The organism is Tabrizicola sp., assembly GCF_051645465.1.
GTDB lineage: Bacteria > Pseudomonadota > Alphaproteobacteria > Rhodobacterales > Rhodobacteraceae > Tabrizicola.
In genome coordinates this window covers 24,687-41,249 of sequence record NZ_JBOFBI010000319.1, presented here as the reverse complement: position 1 = coordinate 41,249, position 16,563 = coordinate 24,687, and the positions used below count along the sequence as shown (strand labels likewise).

Genomic DNA, 16,563 nt, shown 5'->3' with positions numbered 1-16,563 from the left:
GACGATTTCTTCTCTCAGCCGATCACGCCCCCCCCGCCCGTCCGTCGCCCCGACGGTCTGCCGCAACCCTTCGAGACGGGCGCCACCGACGCCCGCCGCCACGACCAGACCCCAGGCCGGGCCCCGCCGCCTCCGCTGTTCGACGATCCCTTCAGCCTTGACCGTTCCGTCACCGCACGACCGTCGGGAAGCGTGCCCGAGCCCATCCCGGCCCGCGCGGACGATTTCGGTTTCGGGTCCTTTTTCGACGAACCGGCTGTGGCACGACCCCCCGAGCCGCCCCGCGCAGCCAGGCCGGAAACGCCGCTGGCGACACCCGAGGGGGATGACTGGTGGGGGCTGCCCGCCAGCACCGGCCCGGCAGACCCAGTGCCCCCGGCGCCGACAACCCCCGATCCACCGCCCGAACCGGCACCCGAGGTCAGGACGGCGCCTCCCGTCATCGAGGAAGAAAACCGCACCCGTCAGCGGCCCGGCACGACACCCGGCCCGGTGGCTGCAGCCCCACCCCACCCCGAACCGCCGCCTCCAGCCGCAGCGCCCTCGGACCTCGCACTGCGTGAGGCCTTCTATCGCGGTCTCGGGCTCGATCCCGCCGCTGCAGCCGCCGCCAGCGCGACCGAGGAAATGGAGGCTCTGGGTCAGCGTTTCCGGCTCCTCGTCGAAGGTCTGATGCTGATGCTCCGGACCCGCGCGAAGGAAAAGCAGAACGCCCGCGTGGCTCAGACCGTCATCAGCAACACCGACGTCAACCCGCTCAAGTTCCTCGCCTCGACCCAAGAGGCGGTGTCGGCCCTGATCGCCCCCCGCGGTGCAGGCTACCTCGCGCCGGACGACGCGATCAACGGGGCCTTCCGCGATCTGGCCGACCACCAGCTCCGCTCATGGGTCGCGATCCAGTCTGCGCTCCGCCGCATGATCGACCGCTTCGACCCCGAGGCCATCGAACGCGATCTTGTCGAGATGGGCATGATCGAGGCCTTGCTGGCAGGCGGGCGCAGCGCCAAGCTTTGGCGGCTTTACACCGACCGCTACAAGGACATTGCCCGCGCCGCCGAAGACCGGTTCCTGGGCGAAGTCGGGGCGGATTTCAGAGACGCATATGAAGGCAACAGGGAGAAGACCGATGACAAATGAAACTGGATTTCCGCGCCGTGCCTTTTTGATCGGCAGCGGCGCACTTGTGCTTGTGGCCTGCGCGCCAGCAGGCCCCGGTGCCGTGACGATTGTGGCGCAGGGGGCTGCGGGCATGAACCCCGGTCCGGATGGGGCCGACCGCCCGCTGACCCTGCAGGTCCTGCAGCTGAGAGGGGCCGGAGCGTTCGACGGTGCCGATTTCTTTGCCCTGCAAAACCCTTCCGGCGCACTTGGGGCCGATCTGGTCAAGGCCGACACGATCGCGCTGACGGCCGGTGCCAGCGTGACCAAGACCATCTCGCTCGATCCGTCCACAGCCATCCTGGCCATCGTGGCTGGCTTCCGCGATCCGGCGGGCAAACAGTTCCGCGCCAAGTCTTCGGTCTCGCCGACCGACTCGGTCACCTTCAAGCTTGACGTGACCGCAGGCGGGATCAAGCTGACCCCCATGTGATCCGCTGCGCCACGGCGGACCATGATCGGGTTGGAACAGGGCAGGAAAAGCGATGAGTGACAGCAACAAGGTGGTCTGGTCCGAAGGGCTTTTCCTGCGCAGCCAGCACCTGCAGCAACAGGATCGCTATATCGAGGGCCTGGTGCGGGGCGCGCTCCAGGCCGCTCCGATGCATGGCTTTGGCTTCCGCGCACTGACACTCGACAAGGCCGCCCTTGACGCGGGCCGTCTGGCCATCGCCGCCGGCGCGGGTATTTTCCCGGACGGCACTCCCTTCTCGATCCCCGAAACGACGTCTGCCCCTGCCCCGGTCGCAATCCGTTCGGACATGTCGGGCCTGGTCAGTCTGGCGATCCCGATCGAAAGGCCCGGTACGGCGACCATCGACCCGGCCCATGCCGATCCCGCGGGTTCGCGCTACCGGGGCGTGATCCAGACCGTCCGTGATGCCGTTCGTGGCGGGGCCGAGCCGGAAGAGCTGGAAGTCGCCCGCCTTGCCGCCCGGCTTATCCTGCCGGGCGAAGATACCGCCGGTTATGTCAGCTTGCCCGTCGCGCGCGTCGAAGGGCTGCGCGCCGATGGCTCGGTCGCCCTGGCGGAAGGCTATCTTGCCCCGGCGCTTTGCCTCCAGGCGGTGCCCTGGTACGCGGGCCTCGCCCAGGAAGTCGTGACCGGCCTCGACCGCATTGGCGAAGCGCATGGCAAGCTTGTCCTTGGCGGCGCCGGCAAGTCCATCGAAAACCTCCTGCTGATGGAGCTTGCCAATACCGCGAGGCCCCGCGTCTCGCACATGCTGGCGCAAAATCTGCACCATCCGTCCGAGTTCTTCATGGAACTGGCCGGTCTTGCGGGCCGGATGGCAACCTATGGCTCGTCTTCGCGCCGCCTGTCCGAGCTGCCGACCTATGACCATCTCGACCCGCAACCGGCGTTCGCGGCTCTGGCCGATACGCTACGGTCCCTGATGCTGTCGCTTCGGCACATAGAACCGAAATGCCGCGCCCTGCTTGTCGCCCGCCATGCCCAGAACATCTGGAAGGTCCGGATCGACAACCCCGACATTCTGAAATCCAGCCGGATCGTGCTGCGGATCGGATCGGACATGTCAGACGAAAGCCTGCGGCGGATCTTCGTCAGCCAGGCCACGGTCGGGGCGGCGGATGCGTTCGAAAAGCTGTGGAAATCCCGCCTGCCCGGCATCGCGTTGAAACCCCTGCATTCCCAACCGCGCGAGATACCCTATGATGGCGAAAGGCTCTGTCTCGAGCTTGATCAGAAGTCCGAGCACTTCGCCCAGCTGACCGATGCGCCAGGCTTCGTGATCGGTGTCTCGGGCGTGCTGGACCGCGAGCCGGAAATCGACTGCTACGCCGTGAACAGGTGAACGGGTCATGAGCGACCAGGACGACCCCTTTGGTCTTTCGAACGATGCGGGACGCACCCGCATCCGACCGGTCAAATCCAATCAGCCCGCTACCACTCCGCAGCGCCCGACCTTCGGGGCCAATACTTCACCGGCATCCGGCTATGGCAGCCCGCAGCCCGACTATCCGCCGCAAGGCGGTCGCGGACCAAAGCCGCGCCTGACCCGTGCCCATGCCAACCCGCTGATCGTCGCCTTCTCTTCGCTTCTCGAGCTTGCACCCGAGCTTGAGCAGGCCATGCCCCCCGGCAATGCCGAGGCGCTGCGTCTTAGGCTTCAGGAAAGCCTGATCGATGCGCGCGATGCATCCATCGGCATGGGCGTGCCGATGACCCGGGCCAATCAGGCCGCGTGGTTCGTGGCCGCACTTCTCGATGACATCGCCCTGAACACGCCCTGGGGCGGGCATTCCTCGTGGCCCCGCCAACCCCTGGTCGTCGGCCTTTCGGGCGAGGTCGACGCGGGCACCAAATTCTTCGAGCGGCTGGAAGAGCTGCTCCGCTACCCCAACCGCGATCCCGAGATTCTCGAGCTTGGCTTTCACTGCCTGAACCTTGGCTTCCGCGGCAAACACCGCGTCGAGGGCCGCACTGGCGACAGCGCCCTTCTTGCGCTCCGTTCCGCCATCGCCCGCGCCATCCGCAACCCCGAAGCCGAGACGGCCGAGCTTTCGCCACACTGGCAGGGCGTCACGGCGCCCGATGAAAAGCCCCGCTTCGCCATTCCGCTTTGGACCATCGCCCTTGCCGCCGTGGCCGTGATCACCGCCACCTACATAGGCCTTGGCATGCAGCTCTCGAGCAAAGCGACCCAGCTTTACGCCCTGGCCCGATTGCTTCCCCCGCCCGAACGGGCCGAAATCTTCCGCCCCATCCGGTCGAATGCGGAAGCGCCCGCCCCTGACGTCGTGCTTGAACCCGTTATTCTAGAGCTTGTCCCCGCCTGCACCGCAAAGGCCCCGGCCGACACCGCGTCAGCCCTTAGCGGACGCGACGAGGTGGGCCTTGCTTTCCTGACGCTGCGCGGCAGCAACCCCGAGGTGTTCCGCTCGGCAAAGGCTGACATCAACAAGGTCTACGGCCCGCTGGTCGATGCGGTGGCCGAGTGCATCAAGGAAAACATCGATTTCGTCGGGAAAGTCACAGTCGTCGGCCACACCGACTCGGTTCCCGTCCAGGCCTCGAACCCATTCGCCTCCAACCAGGGCCTGTCCGAAGCGCGGGCCAAGACAATCGCCGACCTTCTGATCGCGGCAGGGGTACCCCCCGACCTGATCGCCGCCGAAGGCCGCGCCGACAGCGAACCGGTTGGCGACAACGGGACCAAGGCAGGGCGCGCCGAAAACCGCCGCATCGAGATCAAGATCGAGAAGAAGCTCTAGATGAAAATCCTCAAGGCCATCTTCCGCTTCCTGTTTTCCCGCCGTCTCTGGACGTTCATCGGCATCGTCCTGCTCTGCGCGCTGATCTGGCTGTTCGGCCCGCTCGTCTCGGTCGGCACCATGACCCCGCTCGCGGACGAACTGGTCCGCATGATCGTCATCGCGGTGATCCTCGTCCTCTGGCTCTTCTCGCTCCTCCTCGCGCAGTTGCGGGCCGCAAAGAAGAACCAGCTTTTCGTCACCGAGCTCGCCACCCCCGAAAAGCGCGAGGCACCACGCCCGGGCGACGCGAGTGTGGCCGAGATCAACACCAAATTCTCGACCATCCTGTCCGAGATGAAGCGGTCCAAGCTTGGCGGCAAGAAGTTCCTGCGCGACATGCCCTGGTACGTCATCATCGGCCCCCCCGGCAGCGGCAAGACCACGGCGCTCCGCCAGTCCGGGCTGCATTTCCCAATCGACCTTGCCGATGACCTGAAGGGCGTCGGCGGTACCCGCAACTGCGACTGGTTCTTCACCGAAGACGCTGTTCTGGTCGATACCGCCGGCCGCTATGTCCAGCAGAAAAGCGACCCGGAAGTCGACTCGGCCGAATGGCTGGGCTTTCTCGACATGCTGAAGAAGCACCGCGGACGCCGCGCCCTGAACGGCGTGATCCTTACGCTTTCGCTGAAAGAGCTCTTCGCCGGAGAAGCCGCCGTCCGCGACCATGGGCGCGAAATCCGCAAGCGGCTTGCCGAACTGCGGGAACGCCTGCAGATCCAGCTTCCCGTCTACCTGATGATCACCAAGGTCGATCTGGTGCCGGGCTTCGAAGCTTTCTTCGGGGCCCTGACGACCAAAGAGCGCGAGCAGGTCTGGGGGGCTACGCTGCCCACCGACGCCCGCATCGACCGCACGACCGTCGAGCGCGAAACGAAGGCTCTGCTTTCGCAGCTGGAAACCCGCCTCGTCAGCCGCATGGCCGAGGATGTGGCCCTTGACCAGCGGGCCGAAGTCTTCCGCTTCCCCTCGCAGGTCGAACGGCTGGACGCGCCGCTGAAGCTGCTGATCGACACGGTCTTCGGGGAAAGCCGCTACGAAGAAAGCCCCTGGCTCCGCGGCTTCTACTTCACCTCGGCCACGCAGGAAGGCTCGCCCATTGACCGTCTGGTGGGCGAAATGGCGGGCTCGTTCGGTCTGTCCGCCAACCCCCCGGCACGCCGCCCCTATGGCGAAAAGCGGTCGTATTTCCTGCGCAACATGCTGACCGACCTCGTCTTCCCCGAGGCAGGCCTGGGCACCTTCGACGCGGCCGCCGAAGAACGCCGGAAATGGCTCTGGCGCGGCTCGCTCGCCGGGGCATCCCTGGTGTCGCTTGTTGCGGGCCTTCTCTTTCTCTTCAGCTTCCTGCGCTACTCCGGTGGCATCGACGATCAGGAACGCCTCTTGGCCGACCTCTCCGGCCGTCTTGCCAATGTCGCCGCCCGCCAGGCCCCGACCGATCCGCTTGATCTGGAACTTGCGCTGGAAGGCGTGACCGAGGTGAAGGCCGCGGTGACCGAGGTTCCGGCCTCTGCGCTTACCGTCATCGGCCCCTCTGCCCGCCCCGAGCTCGCCGAGGCGCAACGCATCGCCTATGACCGCAGTCTGCGCAATATCCTGGAACCGCGGATGGTTGCGATGCTGGAAGCCACGATGTGGCGACAGATTCGCGACCCCGAGTATCTGCTTGGCGCGCTCAAGGTCTACTACATGATGACCGGGCTTGCCCCCTATGACCGCGAGTTTGCCGCCCAGTGGTGGCAAGAACAGCTTCCGCTTCACTCCACGATCGACCCCTTCGCCACCCAGGCCGCACTGGAACACCAGCTTGCCGCCATCGACCGGATGGGATCGGAAGAACAGAAGATCGCACCGGACAACGCGCTTGTGCAGTCGGCCCTGCAGTCGATCTGCACCATTCCTCTTGCCGCCCGCGCGTATAGCGCGCTGAAATCCGACCCCACCGTCACCGCGCTTCCCGAATGGACTCCCGCTGAAAAGGCCGGTCCCAACGCCACGCGCGTCCTGACCCGGATCTCGGAAAAGACCCTGCGCGTCGGCGTTCCTGGCGCGTTCACCTATGACGGCTTTCACACCGTGATCCTGCCCCTGATCCCGGATGTCGCGGCCACTGCAGCCCTTGACCAGGCCGTTTTCGCAGGGGGCTGCGCCGAAAGCTCCGATGCCTCAGTCGCCACGCTCGAGGCCGACATCCTCAAGCTCTACCAGGACGACTTCATCGCCCAGTGGAATGGTTTCCTGCGCGACATCCGTCTTGCCCCGGTCACCGACCTGCAGATCGCCACCGTCAACATGAAAGACCTGGCCAGCCCCGACAGCACCTTGCGCCGCCTTGTCCGCGCCGTGGTGGATGAGGTCGACCTGACCCGCGTCATCCCCGAAGAGGAAGGCGCTGTGCCAGACGGCCTGGTCTCCAAGGCCACCTCGAAGCTCGGCAAGGTCGGGAAGCTGTTGAAGGCGGGCAGCAAAGTTGCAACCTCGACAGGTGGCGCCGAGGACGGCCCGCCCCCCGGCAGCGACGTCGCTTTGCATTTCGCTCCACTGAAAGCCGCAGTCGAGGAAGTGGACGGCCAGCCGCCGCTTCTTGACGATGTCGGCCTGCAGCTCGACGGTCTTGCGAAAGAGCTTGCCAGCGCGATGAATTCGCCTGACCCCGAGGCAACGCTTCTTGCCCGCGGCGGCCTTGCCGAACTGACAGGCGCGGTCGCCAACGCCGCGAAATCCCTTCCCGACCCGCTGGACGACTGGGTCGCTGGCATTGCGGGCGACACGATCGCCGTCACCCGCGACGCCGTCATCAGCCAGCTTAACGACCGCTGGCGGGCCGATGTCTATGACTTCTGCATCAAGGCCACCGAGGGGCGCTATCCCTTCGACGAAAGCGCTGCCATCGACGTAAACGTCGCCGACTTCCGCGAGCTTTTCGCCCCCGGCGCCCGGATCGACAAGTTCGTCACCGACAACCTCCTTCCGTACATCGACACGACGGTGAAGCCCTGGGCCTGGCGGGCCGACTTCGGGCTGGATGGCAGCCTGCTTGCACCCTTTGAACGCGCCCGTTCGATCCGCGACGGCCTTTTCCCTGGCGGTGCGGGGCCGGTCATGGCGTTCACTCTTGAAGCCAAGGACCTGTCGCCGAACGCCGCGAGCGTTACGCTGAACGTCGATGGCCAGCCCCTGACCTACCTCAACGCCGCCACCCGCCCGATGCCGATGACCTGGCCCGGCCCGGACGGAACGAATCTCATTTCACTCTCATTTCAGCCCGCCGATGGCACGGGCGAGGTCCTGACCTCCGAGACCGGGTCCTGGGCCTGGCTGCGGCTGATCCGCGAAGGCAGACTGACCGGCACCGATCTCCCCGAGGTCTTCAAGCTAAGCCTCTCGCTCAGCGGCTTTTCAGCAGACTTCGAGCTCCGCGCCGCCTCGGTCGACAACCCCTTCAATCTGAAGATGTTCGGCAACTTCAAATGCCCTCAGAAGTTCTAACCGGGGCCGACTCTGAGGACACCCGCCCCGTCGCCGGCTTTTTCGGCAAGCTCCCCTCGACCGGCGATTTCGTGACACGCGGCCTGCCCGAGGCTTTTCGCCGAAACTGGGACGTCTGGCTGACACGCGAAGTCGCGCCGTTGCAGCGAGAGGGGCTCGCCTTTCCAACCGGCGGCCTGCGGTTCATGCTTGCATCCGGTGGCCGGACTGCGGCCGGGGTGATCCTGCCAAGCCAGGACAGCGTCGGCCGCGCCTTTCCGCTCTCGATCATGCTGATCGCAAAGGGCACGCTTGACCGGCAGGCGATCGACAACTGGTGCGACGAAGCCTTGTCGCTGTTGTCTCCCGATGCCCCGGCGCCGCTGCCCGATGATCTTTGGCAGGCCCTCGACTCGCTGCCGATGCCTGCGCCCGAAGGTCCGGCATCCGGCCCGATGCATCTTTGGACCAGGGGCCAATCGCCGCTCGCCACCAGCCCGGACAATCCAGACGACGCGCTTCGCCGCCTTTTGGCCGCCGCGCAAGCCTAGCGGCCGCCGGTCAGTTCTGGTTGATCTTCGCGCCCTTCATCGTGATGTTTCCGTCCGCCTTCGCGTTGATCTTGCCCGAGGCGGTCAGGCTGATGTCCTTGCCCTTGATGGTGATCGTGCCGTCTTTCTTCATCGTGACCTGCGCATCACCGCATTTCAGCGTGATTTCGTCGGTCACATCCAGCACGAACTTCTTGCCGACCTTGACCCCCATGTCCTTGCCGACATTCACCATTTCAGCATTCGTGATGTCCGTGGCCCGGCCCTTCGCGATCTTCAGCGCAACATCGCCCGACACCGTTTCAGACTGATTGCCACCCACCGACATCGTCTCGTTTCCGGCCACGGTCACGCCGCGATTGCTGCCGATCGTCCAGCTGTCGTCGGACCCGATCGAATGCGACTGGCTCGCCCCGACCGTCACTGCCCGGGTCGCGCCGATGGTGTTCGTCTGCGCGGCCCCGACCGAGCGCGTCTCTGTCGCCCCGACGGAATCCACCCGCGCGGCACCTACGGTGATCGTCTGCGCAACCGCCACAGTCTGCGTGTGGTTCAACCCGATAGTCTCGGTCGAGTTCGACCCGACACTGATCGTCTCGTTGCTGCCAACCGTCAGCGACCGGTCGACACCCACAGTCTCGGTGTCGTTGTTGCCAATGCCGACCGTCCGGTCATGCCCGACCTTGACCGACTTGTCGTTGCCCACGGTCTCGGTCCGGTTATTGCCGATGTCCTGCTTCGCGTCATGGCCCACATCTTCCGCGAAGTCGTTGCCAACTGTGCGGCTTTCGTTGTTCTTGATCAGCTCGTTGTGGTCTTTCTGCGCCTGGAAGTAGACTTCCTCAGACCCCGCCTTGTCCTCGAACCGCAGCTCGTTCCAGCCGCCGCCGCCGGGCGACGAGTTCGACTTCCACCCCGACTGCGTGGCATTCGCCGGCAGCCCGTAAGGCGGCATCTGCGACGCATTGTAGACCCGGCCGGTAATGATCGGCATATCCGGATTGCCTTCCAGGAAATCCACGATCACTTCCTGGCCGATCCGCGGAATCTGGATGAAACCCCAGCCCGACCCGGCCCAGACCGAACTGACCCGCACGAAGCAGCTCGAGTTCTCGTCCTTGCCTCCCAGCCGGTCCCAGTGGAACTGGACTTTCACCCGGGCGTATTCGTCCGTGAAGATCTCCTCGCCCGAAGGCCCGACCACGACCGCCGTTTGCGGTCCTGACATCAGGGGTTTCGGAGTGCGGCGTTCGGGTCGGAAGGTCAGGCTCAGCGGCTGCAGCTTCAGCCTGACGCCGAACCCTTCGCCCTCGCGCTGCATGCCCGCCCGGTACTGGTCGTCCCACATCTCATAGTCCGACCGCAGCACCAGATATTTCTGGTTGTCCGCAGCCCGCTCGAACTCCTCAAGCTGGAAGCTTACGCCCGACCAAAGCCCCCGGACGTTTCCGGTCGCATCCACCCGGACATGCGGCGCCTGCGCCTCTTGAAGGCGGATCGCGGCCAGCGGTTCGCCCTGGCCGATCTCGATGTAGTCGCCGGGGTAGTGATACTGCTCTCCGGCCGCAAGCTCATGCGGCTTCGGGTCATCGGACTTGGTCATAAGATCGGTCGGGGGCTTCTTGAAGTCATAGTCGGTGTGGACATAGGTTCCCGACCTGACCGAGCTGCGCGGCAGCAACGACGTGATCACGTCATCCTGTCCGATGACGTTGCCGGCCTCGCCCCGAAACTTGATCGTGCCGAAGCCTTCGGCATCCTTGACCGACGAATTGGCGTCGGACAGAACCAGCGTGTGCTCGCCGTCGGCGTGGTCGAAGTGGTAGAATATCCCTTCGTGCTCCATAAGCCGCTGCACAAAGTCCAGATCGGTCTCACGGTACTGCACACAGTATTCGCGCGGCGGGTAGGACTTCTTCAGCCGCTTCTCGACCTTGACGTTTGCATGCGGCTTGAAGACTTCCTCGATGATCTCGACGACGCTCTTCTTCTGGAATATCCGGTTGTCGCTGCGGTTGGTCAGAAACCACAGCCAGGGGCGCAGAACCGCGCGGTAGTGGGCATAGTCCTCGCGGTACTCGTGAAACGCGAATTCCGCCACGATGCCGTGGAAGTACCGCTTTGCCTCCCCGGCCCGAACGGTGATCGTCACCGGGGTGCCCAGAATGTCTTCCGCCTTAAGGTTGATGTCCTTGCTGATCAGCCCCGTTTCGTAGCGGTAGCACTGACTGATCTCATCAAAACCTTCCATTTGCGCGAAGAGCAGCTTGTCGCCCAACGCCGTGCTGACTGTGATGTCGCGTCCGTCAGCCATGCTGATGTCTCCTGTCTGAAAGCGCCTTCAAATCACGTCTTGGTCAATGCGGACTCAGTCTATCCGAAATTCCGGCACTTGGCGCCGAAAAGGTTTCACAACGCCGTAGGACAAGCCAGACCCCTAAGCAGCCGCCACCGCGACACCGGATTCGCTTCCGCCTGGAACTGGACTTCCACGAAAAGCCGCGCTCCGCCAGACCGCAGATCGACAAGGAACCGTTTCCCGCCGTCCCGTTCCCGCAACCGCAGCCCATCGAGAATCCGGAAAAGCCCCCATTCGCCGGGCTGGGCGATAACTGCAGTCCCTTCCGAGGTGGTGAACCGCACCTCGGCCCCCGCCGCGGGATTGGATCCTGGCCACGACAGGGCAAGCGGTTCGACTGTGGTCTCGACCGGCCCCCCCGCCCCTCCCACCGCCACGAAGGCTTTGCCACGCTCGGCCAGGGCCGCAAGCGTAAGCTCGGTTCCGAACTGTCCGCCGGTGCCGAAGAACCCCGCAGCAATGGCTTGCGAGCTCTGCAGAAACTCGGCGCTCTTCGGGTCAAGCCCCGCAAAGCGCGCGTCCGGCTTCCAGCGCCAGGGGTTGCTGGTCGTGTCGATGAAGCGCTCGGCCTGGGTCCGGTAGAATCGGTCGATCGCGCCGCCGGGGCCCAGAAGTGCTGCAACTTCGCCAAGACTCGCATCCGGTCCTTCGGCAAATGGAAAGCGACCGTCCATCGTCTGTTTGCAAAGCGTCAGAACCTCGGCTTGCCAGGCCTTGGTCAGCGGATTGCTCAGCGGGTCGGCCTGGGCGGCGCTCGTCTGCACCAGCACATCCTCGACGATCTGCACCACCACCGGTGGCGCAGTCCGCAGCGCTGCCAGTGTCGCCCCTTTGCCCTGCGCCGACATCAGCCGCTGCATACCCCGCGGCTCGTCCTTGTCCATTGCACCCAGGGCCACGTTCAGCGCCGCGAAAACGTCGGCAATCGCGTCCATCCGGCCGTCTTCGGAGTACTGGATAAGGGCGGCAAACTCTGACGCGATCCGCAACTGCAACGCATGCGGACGGTTGCGGTCAAGCCCTCCGACCTGGGCCCAGACTTCCGGAAAAAGCGCTGCAAGCGGCGAATCCTGTGCCGCAAGCCGCCCCGAGACCAGCACCGCCTGCGCCGGGTCGGAAAACGGCCTGACCTGGACATCCGAAAGGAAGGCTTTCCAGACCGCCAGCGTCTCGCGCTGCAGGATGTCCATCACCTGATCCGGCCCGTCATTGGCGGTTGCAGGCGGTTCGGCGAAAAGCCGCGCGGCTTCCGCCCGTGTCGTCTGCACGGCCAGGCCCGCACCGATGTCACGGGCATAGTCCCAGCCGGCCTGCGTATAAAGCCCGGCAATCGGCTGCTCCATCCCGATCCCCGACCGGCGCTGCAGCACAACCGAAAGACCAGGCACTGCGGTGTCGGACCGCCATGGAGAAAGACCGGCCGCCCGGTCCGAGCGTTTCAGTTCCAGATAGGCCCGCGCCCCTTCGCTGGCCTGGGTCGCAAAGTCGCGGGCTTGGGCCAAAAGCTCGGCATCAGGCTGCAGCACGGAAGAATCTGGCGGCCGCAGCCGCGCGATATGTGGAACCAGAGGCTGCAGATCGGGCAGAAGTGCTGCACGGTCCGTCAGCCAGCCCGCAAGATAGGCGGTCGACCAATCCGCTTGCCCCGACAGGATCGACCATGCCCGAAGCGTGTCGTAAAGCGGCAGGCTTTCGCCTTCGCTGGCCAGGGCGATGTCCATGGCCCGCACCAGGGCCCCCGGCAAATGCAGCTGCGCCGCCGCATCGTAGACCGCATCCGCCTTGACCGCCGCGTCAAAGCCAAGCGGCCCGGCGAAAAGCCGGAGCGGTGCCTTCTCCGCCGCCCGATGTACGCCTTCGGCCGCCTGCCCCAGCCGAGCAAGGCGCTGCGGCAGGTCCGACATCACGGCTTCGCGGTCCAGCCCGATCGAAAGCGCCTCGGCCTCGAACAGCTGTGACAGATCGCGGTGAAACCGCCACTCGACAAACCCGGCCCACCCCGCCACCAGCAGGGCGAAGGCCGCCACCAGAACCAGCGTGATCCCGGTCCAGCCCGCCCCAAGATCGCGCTTGAACCTGGTGCGGCCGCCCTCGATGTCACCCAGGCGCCGCTCCATGAACAGCCGGACGCCCTCGAAAGCCGGACCTGCGTCGGCCGCCTTCCGGATGAACTCGCGCAGATTGGACGGGGCGATATCGCGCCCGTCAAACAGGAGGCGATGCGCGCCCGTGGACCAGACCAGAACATCGACCCCGCGATTCGCCCGTGCCTTCTGGTCAAGCAGCAGCCCCAAGGCATAGCGCGCAGGCTGAACCGTCGAAGGCGGGACCCCGGCCCGCTGCAGATCGCCATTGAACCGGTCAAGCGCCTCGGCCCCGCGCTGCACCAGGACCTGCGTATCGACGCCCCGGATCGTCGCCAGCTGCTCGGCCATGCGCAGGACGGGGCCCGCCGCCTGCTCATAGACCTCCGGCAAGGTCTTCTGCGCCCCGCGCTTTGGCGGCAGCACCGTGCGCGGGCTGTTCGGACCGGCGCTCATTGGGACGGAATCAGCCCGTCCTCGACCCATTTCCGCAGGGTCTCTTCGCCCACCTCGAAATGCATCCCGTCCTCGCGGTTGTAGCCCCCGCCCCAGTACCAGCCTTCCTCGTTGAAATGCTCCGCCAGGATCACCAGACCAATCTGCATGGTGCCATCGGCAAACGGGTCGAGCTCGCCCTGCAACGTGATGTCGATGGCCGTCCCGAACGAGTGGTTCGAGACCGCCGAATTCGACCCCCGGATCAGCCGCACGCACAGCGCGCCAGCCGTGCCGAGCTTGGCATAGATGTCGGGCTCATCCGCCTTCAGTTTGGCCAGGATCCGCTCCAGGCTGTCCAGCGCGGGCTTCAGCATCGTCGTCTTAAGCGGCCCGATCTGCCGCGTCTCGACCAGGCCTTTGAGCCGTGGATTGGTGATGTTCCGGCAATCGGTGCCAAGGTCCTCGCGAGGCCTGCCCAGAAGCGCCAGCATCGTCTTGTTGCGCGGCTGGGTGACGCCCTTGTTGAAACGTTCCCGCGCCGCCTTCATCTGCTCGGTCAGCGCCTCGGTCTCAGGCAGATGCTGCTCGTCTTCCGGTGCGGTCAGCACTTCGCTGTCAGTGGGCGGCACGACATCCGGTATCGGCGCCACCGGCGCGCGGTTGGCAAGGAGGCTCATCTCGTCGCGCAAGCGGGCCAGGTCAGCCTTCAGCTGCCCGATCTCGGCCTCCAGCCGCGCCCGCTGCGCCGCTTCGGCATCGAAGCTCTCTTCCAGCCGGGTCAGCCGCAGGTCGGCTCCGCTGTCGGCCGATTCCAGAAGCGTCGTCACCATGGCAAAGGCCACCGCGGCGATGACGACGCCGATGGCAACGATGATCGGGGCGACAAGGTTGTTCGGCTGCATCGGTCAGCGCTCTTGGATCAGGACGGCGATGGTCGAGACGTTGTCGGGCGCCCCGCTCTCCAGCGCCTCGCGCAGAAGCTTCTGGCAGGCCTCCTCGGGCCCCTTCGCTTCCCGCAGCAGGGTTTCCAGCGTCTGCTCGTAGACGCACCGCGTCAACCCGTCGCTGCACAGCAACAGCCGATCTCCGACTGCCAGCGGAACAACGACCAGGTCGACCTCAAGGTCGGGCCCGCCCCCGACCGCGCGGGTCACCATGTGCGATTCGGGGTGGCTCTCGGCCTCCTCGGGCAACAGCTCGCCGCGATCGACCATTTCCTGCACCACCGAATGATCCCGCGTCAGGGGCCGCAGCCGCCCGCCCCGCAGAAGATACGCCCGGCTGTCCCCGGCCCAGGCCACATGGGCCACCGCCCGGCTGATCAGCACGGCCACCACGGTCGATCCCATCCGCTCCATGCCGGGGGTCCGCTGCAGGCCGACCACGATGTCGTTCGCTTCCTTCAGCCGCGCCACCAAGGCCGACCCGGGATCGACGCCATCCGGAATCTGCGCCAGGCAATCGATCACGATGTCCGAGGCGACATCGCCGTTGCCATATCCGCCCATGCCGTCGGCCACCGCCCAAAGCGTGCCGGTCGGATCGGTCAGGATGGAGTCCTCATTGCGGGCCCGCACCATTCCGCGGCTGGTCAAGCCGGCACCAACGGCCACCGGCAACGAACCCTGCCCAACCGGAACGACGGTGATGGGCGTGTTCATCGCAGGCCCGCTTGGATGACAATGCGACGCAAATGTCCGGTCGAAAGCTGCAGCACCGCTTGGCCCACCCAAAGGTGTGAATTGAATGCCAGCGCATCATAGCCTAGACTTCGCCAAGTTATGAATCCGTTTTTTTGAAAGGTGGTTGGAATATGCGCACCGTGCTGACATCTCTGGCAATATGCGCGTCGCTTCTGCCCGTTCCGGGCGCGGCCCAGGAACTGTCCGAAGAAGAACTGCTGAAGCTTTTTGTAGCCCAGCGGGACGCTTACAATGCGGCCCTGGAAGGCAATACCTCCTTGACCCGCGGCCTTACCCTTATCACCGCCGACGATGTCGAGATCGCGACCGAAGTCCCGAAGGACGACGCGGCTGCCGCCAAGACTGCCGGAACCGAGGTCGCCACGGTCGAACCGGCTGGCGATCCGACAGCCCCGACCGAAACCAGGGTGTCGACGAATGACACGGCAACGCTTGTGAAGATGCCCGCCGAACTTGGGGTCAACGTCCGCATCGAATTCGCCTTCGACAGCGCGGCCTTGGACGAAGCGCAGAAGCCGAAACTGCAGAAGCTCTGCAATGTGATGAAGATGGCCGACATCGAGCTGTTCCGGATCATCGGTCACACCGACGCGTCCGGGTCGGACGGATACAACGAACGTCTTTCCCGCCTGCGGGCCGAAGAGGTTCAGCGTTACTTCGTCAACGATTGTGGGATAGCCGCAAATCGCCTTGAAGCGGTCGGCCTTGGCGAGAGGTTCCTGCTGGAAGACTACGACGCCGACTCTGACCAGAACCGCCGGGTCGAGTTCCAGGCCCTCAGCTGAACGGCCGGGCGGCTGGTCCTGGCCGCCTGTCGGGATCAGATCAAGGCCTCGTTCCACTCAATGCGAAGCTTCGCGAAAAGACTTTCGCAGTCACGCCGTTGCAGCCAAGACCTCCTCTCATGATGTGACAGTCCTCCTTTGTGGATAGTCGCAGACCCACCCTGACACATCGATGCCGCCCGGGGGGCGGTCACATCATCAGAGCCAGCGTTCTACGAAACACGCTCCAATCTCGGATTGCACCACTAAGCATAGTCGGAAGCGCCTCGTCGTCGGCCAGCCTCGACGCTTTCGCCACGCGTTACCTGATCGCAACGCCGACCCTTCAAAACGTCGCGTCAGCTTCGAACGGGCCCAAAGCCGCGTCCGGCGCCAGGGGCTGCGGTCGAAAACCACATCGCGCCAAACGGCGAACAGAGACTCGCACCGTTTGGTGCAGGTCTTTTGCGTGCAAGTTCAAGTCTCCAGGGTCCCGAGCACCCCGTCGCGCGCGGAAAACGCGCCACAATAGCCAGAGCTAAAAATCATTCACTATCAATGATTTAATTTGTGGCGGACAGTGAGGGATTCGAACCCTCGAGACGGTTCCCCGCCTACACACTTTCCAGGCGTGCGCCTTCGACCACTCGGCCAACTGTCCGTTCGGGGCTGATACCGCGCCTTTATGCGGGCGTACAAGGGGCTTTCTGCGTCTTCCGCCGATTCCTGCATCGTCGCAAAGTGGCCGGTCACAAC

Annotated in this window: 11 protein-coding genes and 1 tRNA gene; 7 read left to right on the top strand and 5 right to left on the bottom strand. The window is 65.0% G+C overall.

Annotated features, from left to right (window positions below; genetic code table 11):
• From tagH to tagF, 6 genes are all read left to right on the top strand, one after another.
• Nucleotides 1-1,137, top strand: a 1,137-nt coding sequence (gene tagH / locus ACRCSW_RS20655) for a type VI secretion system-associated FHA domain protein TagH (RefSeq protein WP_438707538.1), incomplete at its 5' end; no start/stop codon positions are given.
• Nucleotides 1,127-1,591 (top strand): type VI secretion system lipoprotein TssJ, encoded by a 465-nt coding sequence (gene tssJ / locus ACRCSW_RS20650; protein WP_438707537.1) that lies wholly within the window; start codon nt 1,127-1,129, stop codon nt 1,589-1,591. The genes tagH and tssJ, both read left to right, overlap by 11 nt.
• A 52-nt stretch (nt 1,592-1,643) precedes the next feature.
• A complete protein-coding gene (gene tssK, locus ACRCSW_RS20645) occupies nt 1,644-2,975 on the top strand; it encodes a type VI secretion system baseplate subunit TssK (RefSeq protein ID WP_438707536.1) in 1,332 nt (443 codons plus the stop codon).
• 7 nt (nt 2,976-2,982) lie between these two features.
• The gene (gene icmH, locus ACRCSW_RS20640) at nt 2,983-4,395 is read left to right on the top strand and encodes a type IVB secretion system protein IcmH/DotU (protein ID WP_438707535.1); all 1,413 of its coding nucleotides are present in this window, start codon (nt 2,983-2,985) and stop codon (nt 4,393-4,395) included.
• Nucleotides 4,396-7,929, top strand: coding sequence for a type VI secretion system membrane subunit TssM (tssM, locus tag ACRCSW_RS20635; RefSeq protein ID WP_438707534.1), 3,534 nt, complete (start codon nt 4,396-4,398; stop codon nt 7,927-7,929).
• Nucleotides 7,911-8,459 (top strand): type VI secretion system-associated protein TagF, encoded by a 549-nt coding sequence (gene tagF / locus ACRCSW_RS20630; RefSeq protein ID WP_438707533.1) that lies wholly within the window; start codon nt 7,911-7,913, stop codon nt 8,457-8,459. Before tssM ends, tagF begins: the two co-directional genes overlap by 19 nt.
• A gap of 10 nt (nt 8,460-8,469) precedes the next feature.
• Here the strand turns inward: tagF and ACRCSW_RS20625 are convergent, their stop codons facing one another.
• The 4 genes from ACRCSW_RS20625 to ACRCSW_RS20610 all read right to left on the bottom strand — a co-directional run bounded on the left by ACRCSW_RS20625 (nt 8,470) and on the right by ACRCSW_RS20610 (nt 15,001).
• Nucleotides 8,470-10,773 (bottom strand): type VI secretion system Vgr family protein, encoded by a 2,304-nt coding sequence (locus ACRCSW_RS20625; protein WP_438707532.1) that lies wholly within the window; start codon nt 10,771-10,773, stop codon nt 8,470-8,472.
• A gap of 95 nt (nt 10,774-10,868) precedes the next feature.
• A complete protein-coding gene (locus ACRCSW_RS20620) occupies nt 10,869-13,358 on the bottom strand; it encodes an ImcF-related family protein (RefSeq protein WP_438707531.1) in 2,490 nt (829 codons plus the stop codon).
• The gene (locus ACRCSW_RS20615) at nt 13,355-14,242 is read right to left on the bottom strand and encodes a M15 family metallopeptidase (RefSeq protein WP_438707530.1); all 888 of its coding nucleotides are present in this window, start codon (nt 14,240-14,242) and stop codon (nt 13,355-13,357) included. The genes ACRCSW_RS20620 and ACRCSW_RS20615 overlap by 4 nt, the downstream gene beginning before the upstream one ends.
• 3 nt (nt 14,243-14,245) lie before the next feature.
• Nucleotides 14,246-15,001: a PP2C family protein-serine/threonine phosphatase gene (locus ACRCSW_RS20610; RefSeq protein WP_438707529.1), complete on the bottom strand. Its 756-nt coding sequence runs from the start codon at nt 14,999-15,001 to the stop codon at nt 14,246-14,248.
• Between the two features lie 152 nt (nt 15,002-15,153).
• Between ACRCSW_RS20610 and ACRCSW_RS20605 the strand changes: the two genes are divergently transcribed.
• Entirely contained in the window at nt 15,154-15,828 is a 675-nt protein-coding gene (locus ACRCSW_RS20605) for an OmpA family protein (RefSeq protein ID WP_438707528.1), read from the top strand.
• 550 nt (nt 15,829-16,378) lie between these two features.
• On the opposite strand, the gene ACRCSW_RS20600 is transcribed toward ACRCSW_RS20605, so the two are convergent.
• Nucleotides 16,379-16,468, bottom strand: a tRNA-Ser gene (locus ACRCSW_RS20600).
• Between the last annotated feature and the right edge of the window lie 95 nt (nt 16,469-16,563).

Bases quoted from the DNA above. Each gene is read 5' to 3' on its own strand.
- tssJ (WP_438707537.1), top strand. From the start codon at position 1,127: ATGACAAATGAAACTGGATTTCCGCGCCGTGCCTTTTTGATCGGCAGC.
- tssK (WP_438707536.1), top strand. From the start codon at position 1,644: ATGAGTGACAGCAACAAGGTGGTCTGGTCCGAAGGGCTTTTCCTGCGC.
- icmH (WP_438707535.1), top strand. From the start codon at position 2,983: ATGAGCGACCAGGACGACCCCTTTGGTCTTTCGAACGATGCGGGACGC.
- tssM (WP_438707534.1), top strand. From the start codon at position 4,396: ATGAAAATCCTCAAGGCCATCTTCCGCTTCCTGTTTTCCCGCCGTCTC.
- tagF (WP_438707533.1), top strand. From the start codon at position 7,911: ATGCCCTCAGAAGTTCTAACCGGGGCCGACTCTGAGGACACCCGCCCC.
- ACRCSW_RS20625 (WP_438707532.1), bottom strand. From the start codon at position 10,773: ATGGCTGACGGACGCGACATCACAGTCAGCACGGCGTTGGGCGACAAG.
- ACRCSW_RS20620 (WP_438707531.1), bottom strand. From the start codon at position 13,358: ATGAGCGCCGGTCCGAACAGCCCGCGCACGGTGCTGCCGCCAAAGCGC.
- ACRCSW_RS20615 (WP_438707530.1), bottom strand. From the start codon at position 14,242: ATGCAGCCGAACAACCTTGTCGCCCCGATCATCGTTGCCATCGGCGTC.
- ACRCSW_RS20610 (WP_438707529.1), bottom strand. From the start codon at position 15,001: ATGAACACGCCCATCACCGTCGTTCCGGTTGGGCAGGGTTCGTTGCCG.
- ACRCSW_RS20605 (WP_438707528.1), top strand. From the start codon at position 15,154: ATGCGCACCGTGCTGACATCTCTGGCAATATGCGCGTCGCTTCTGCCC.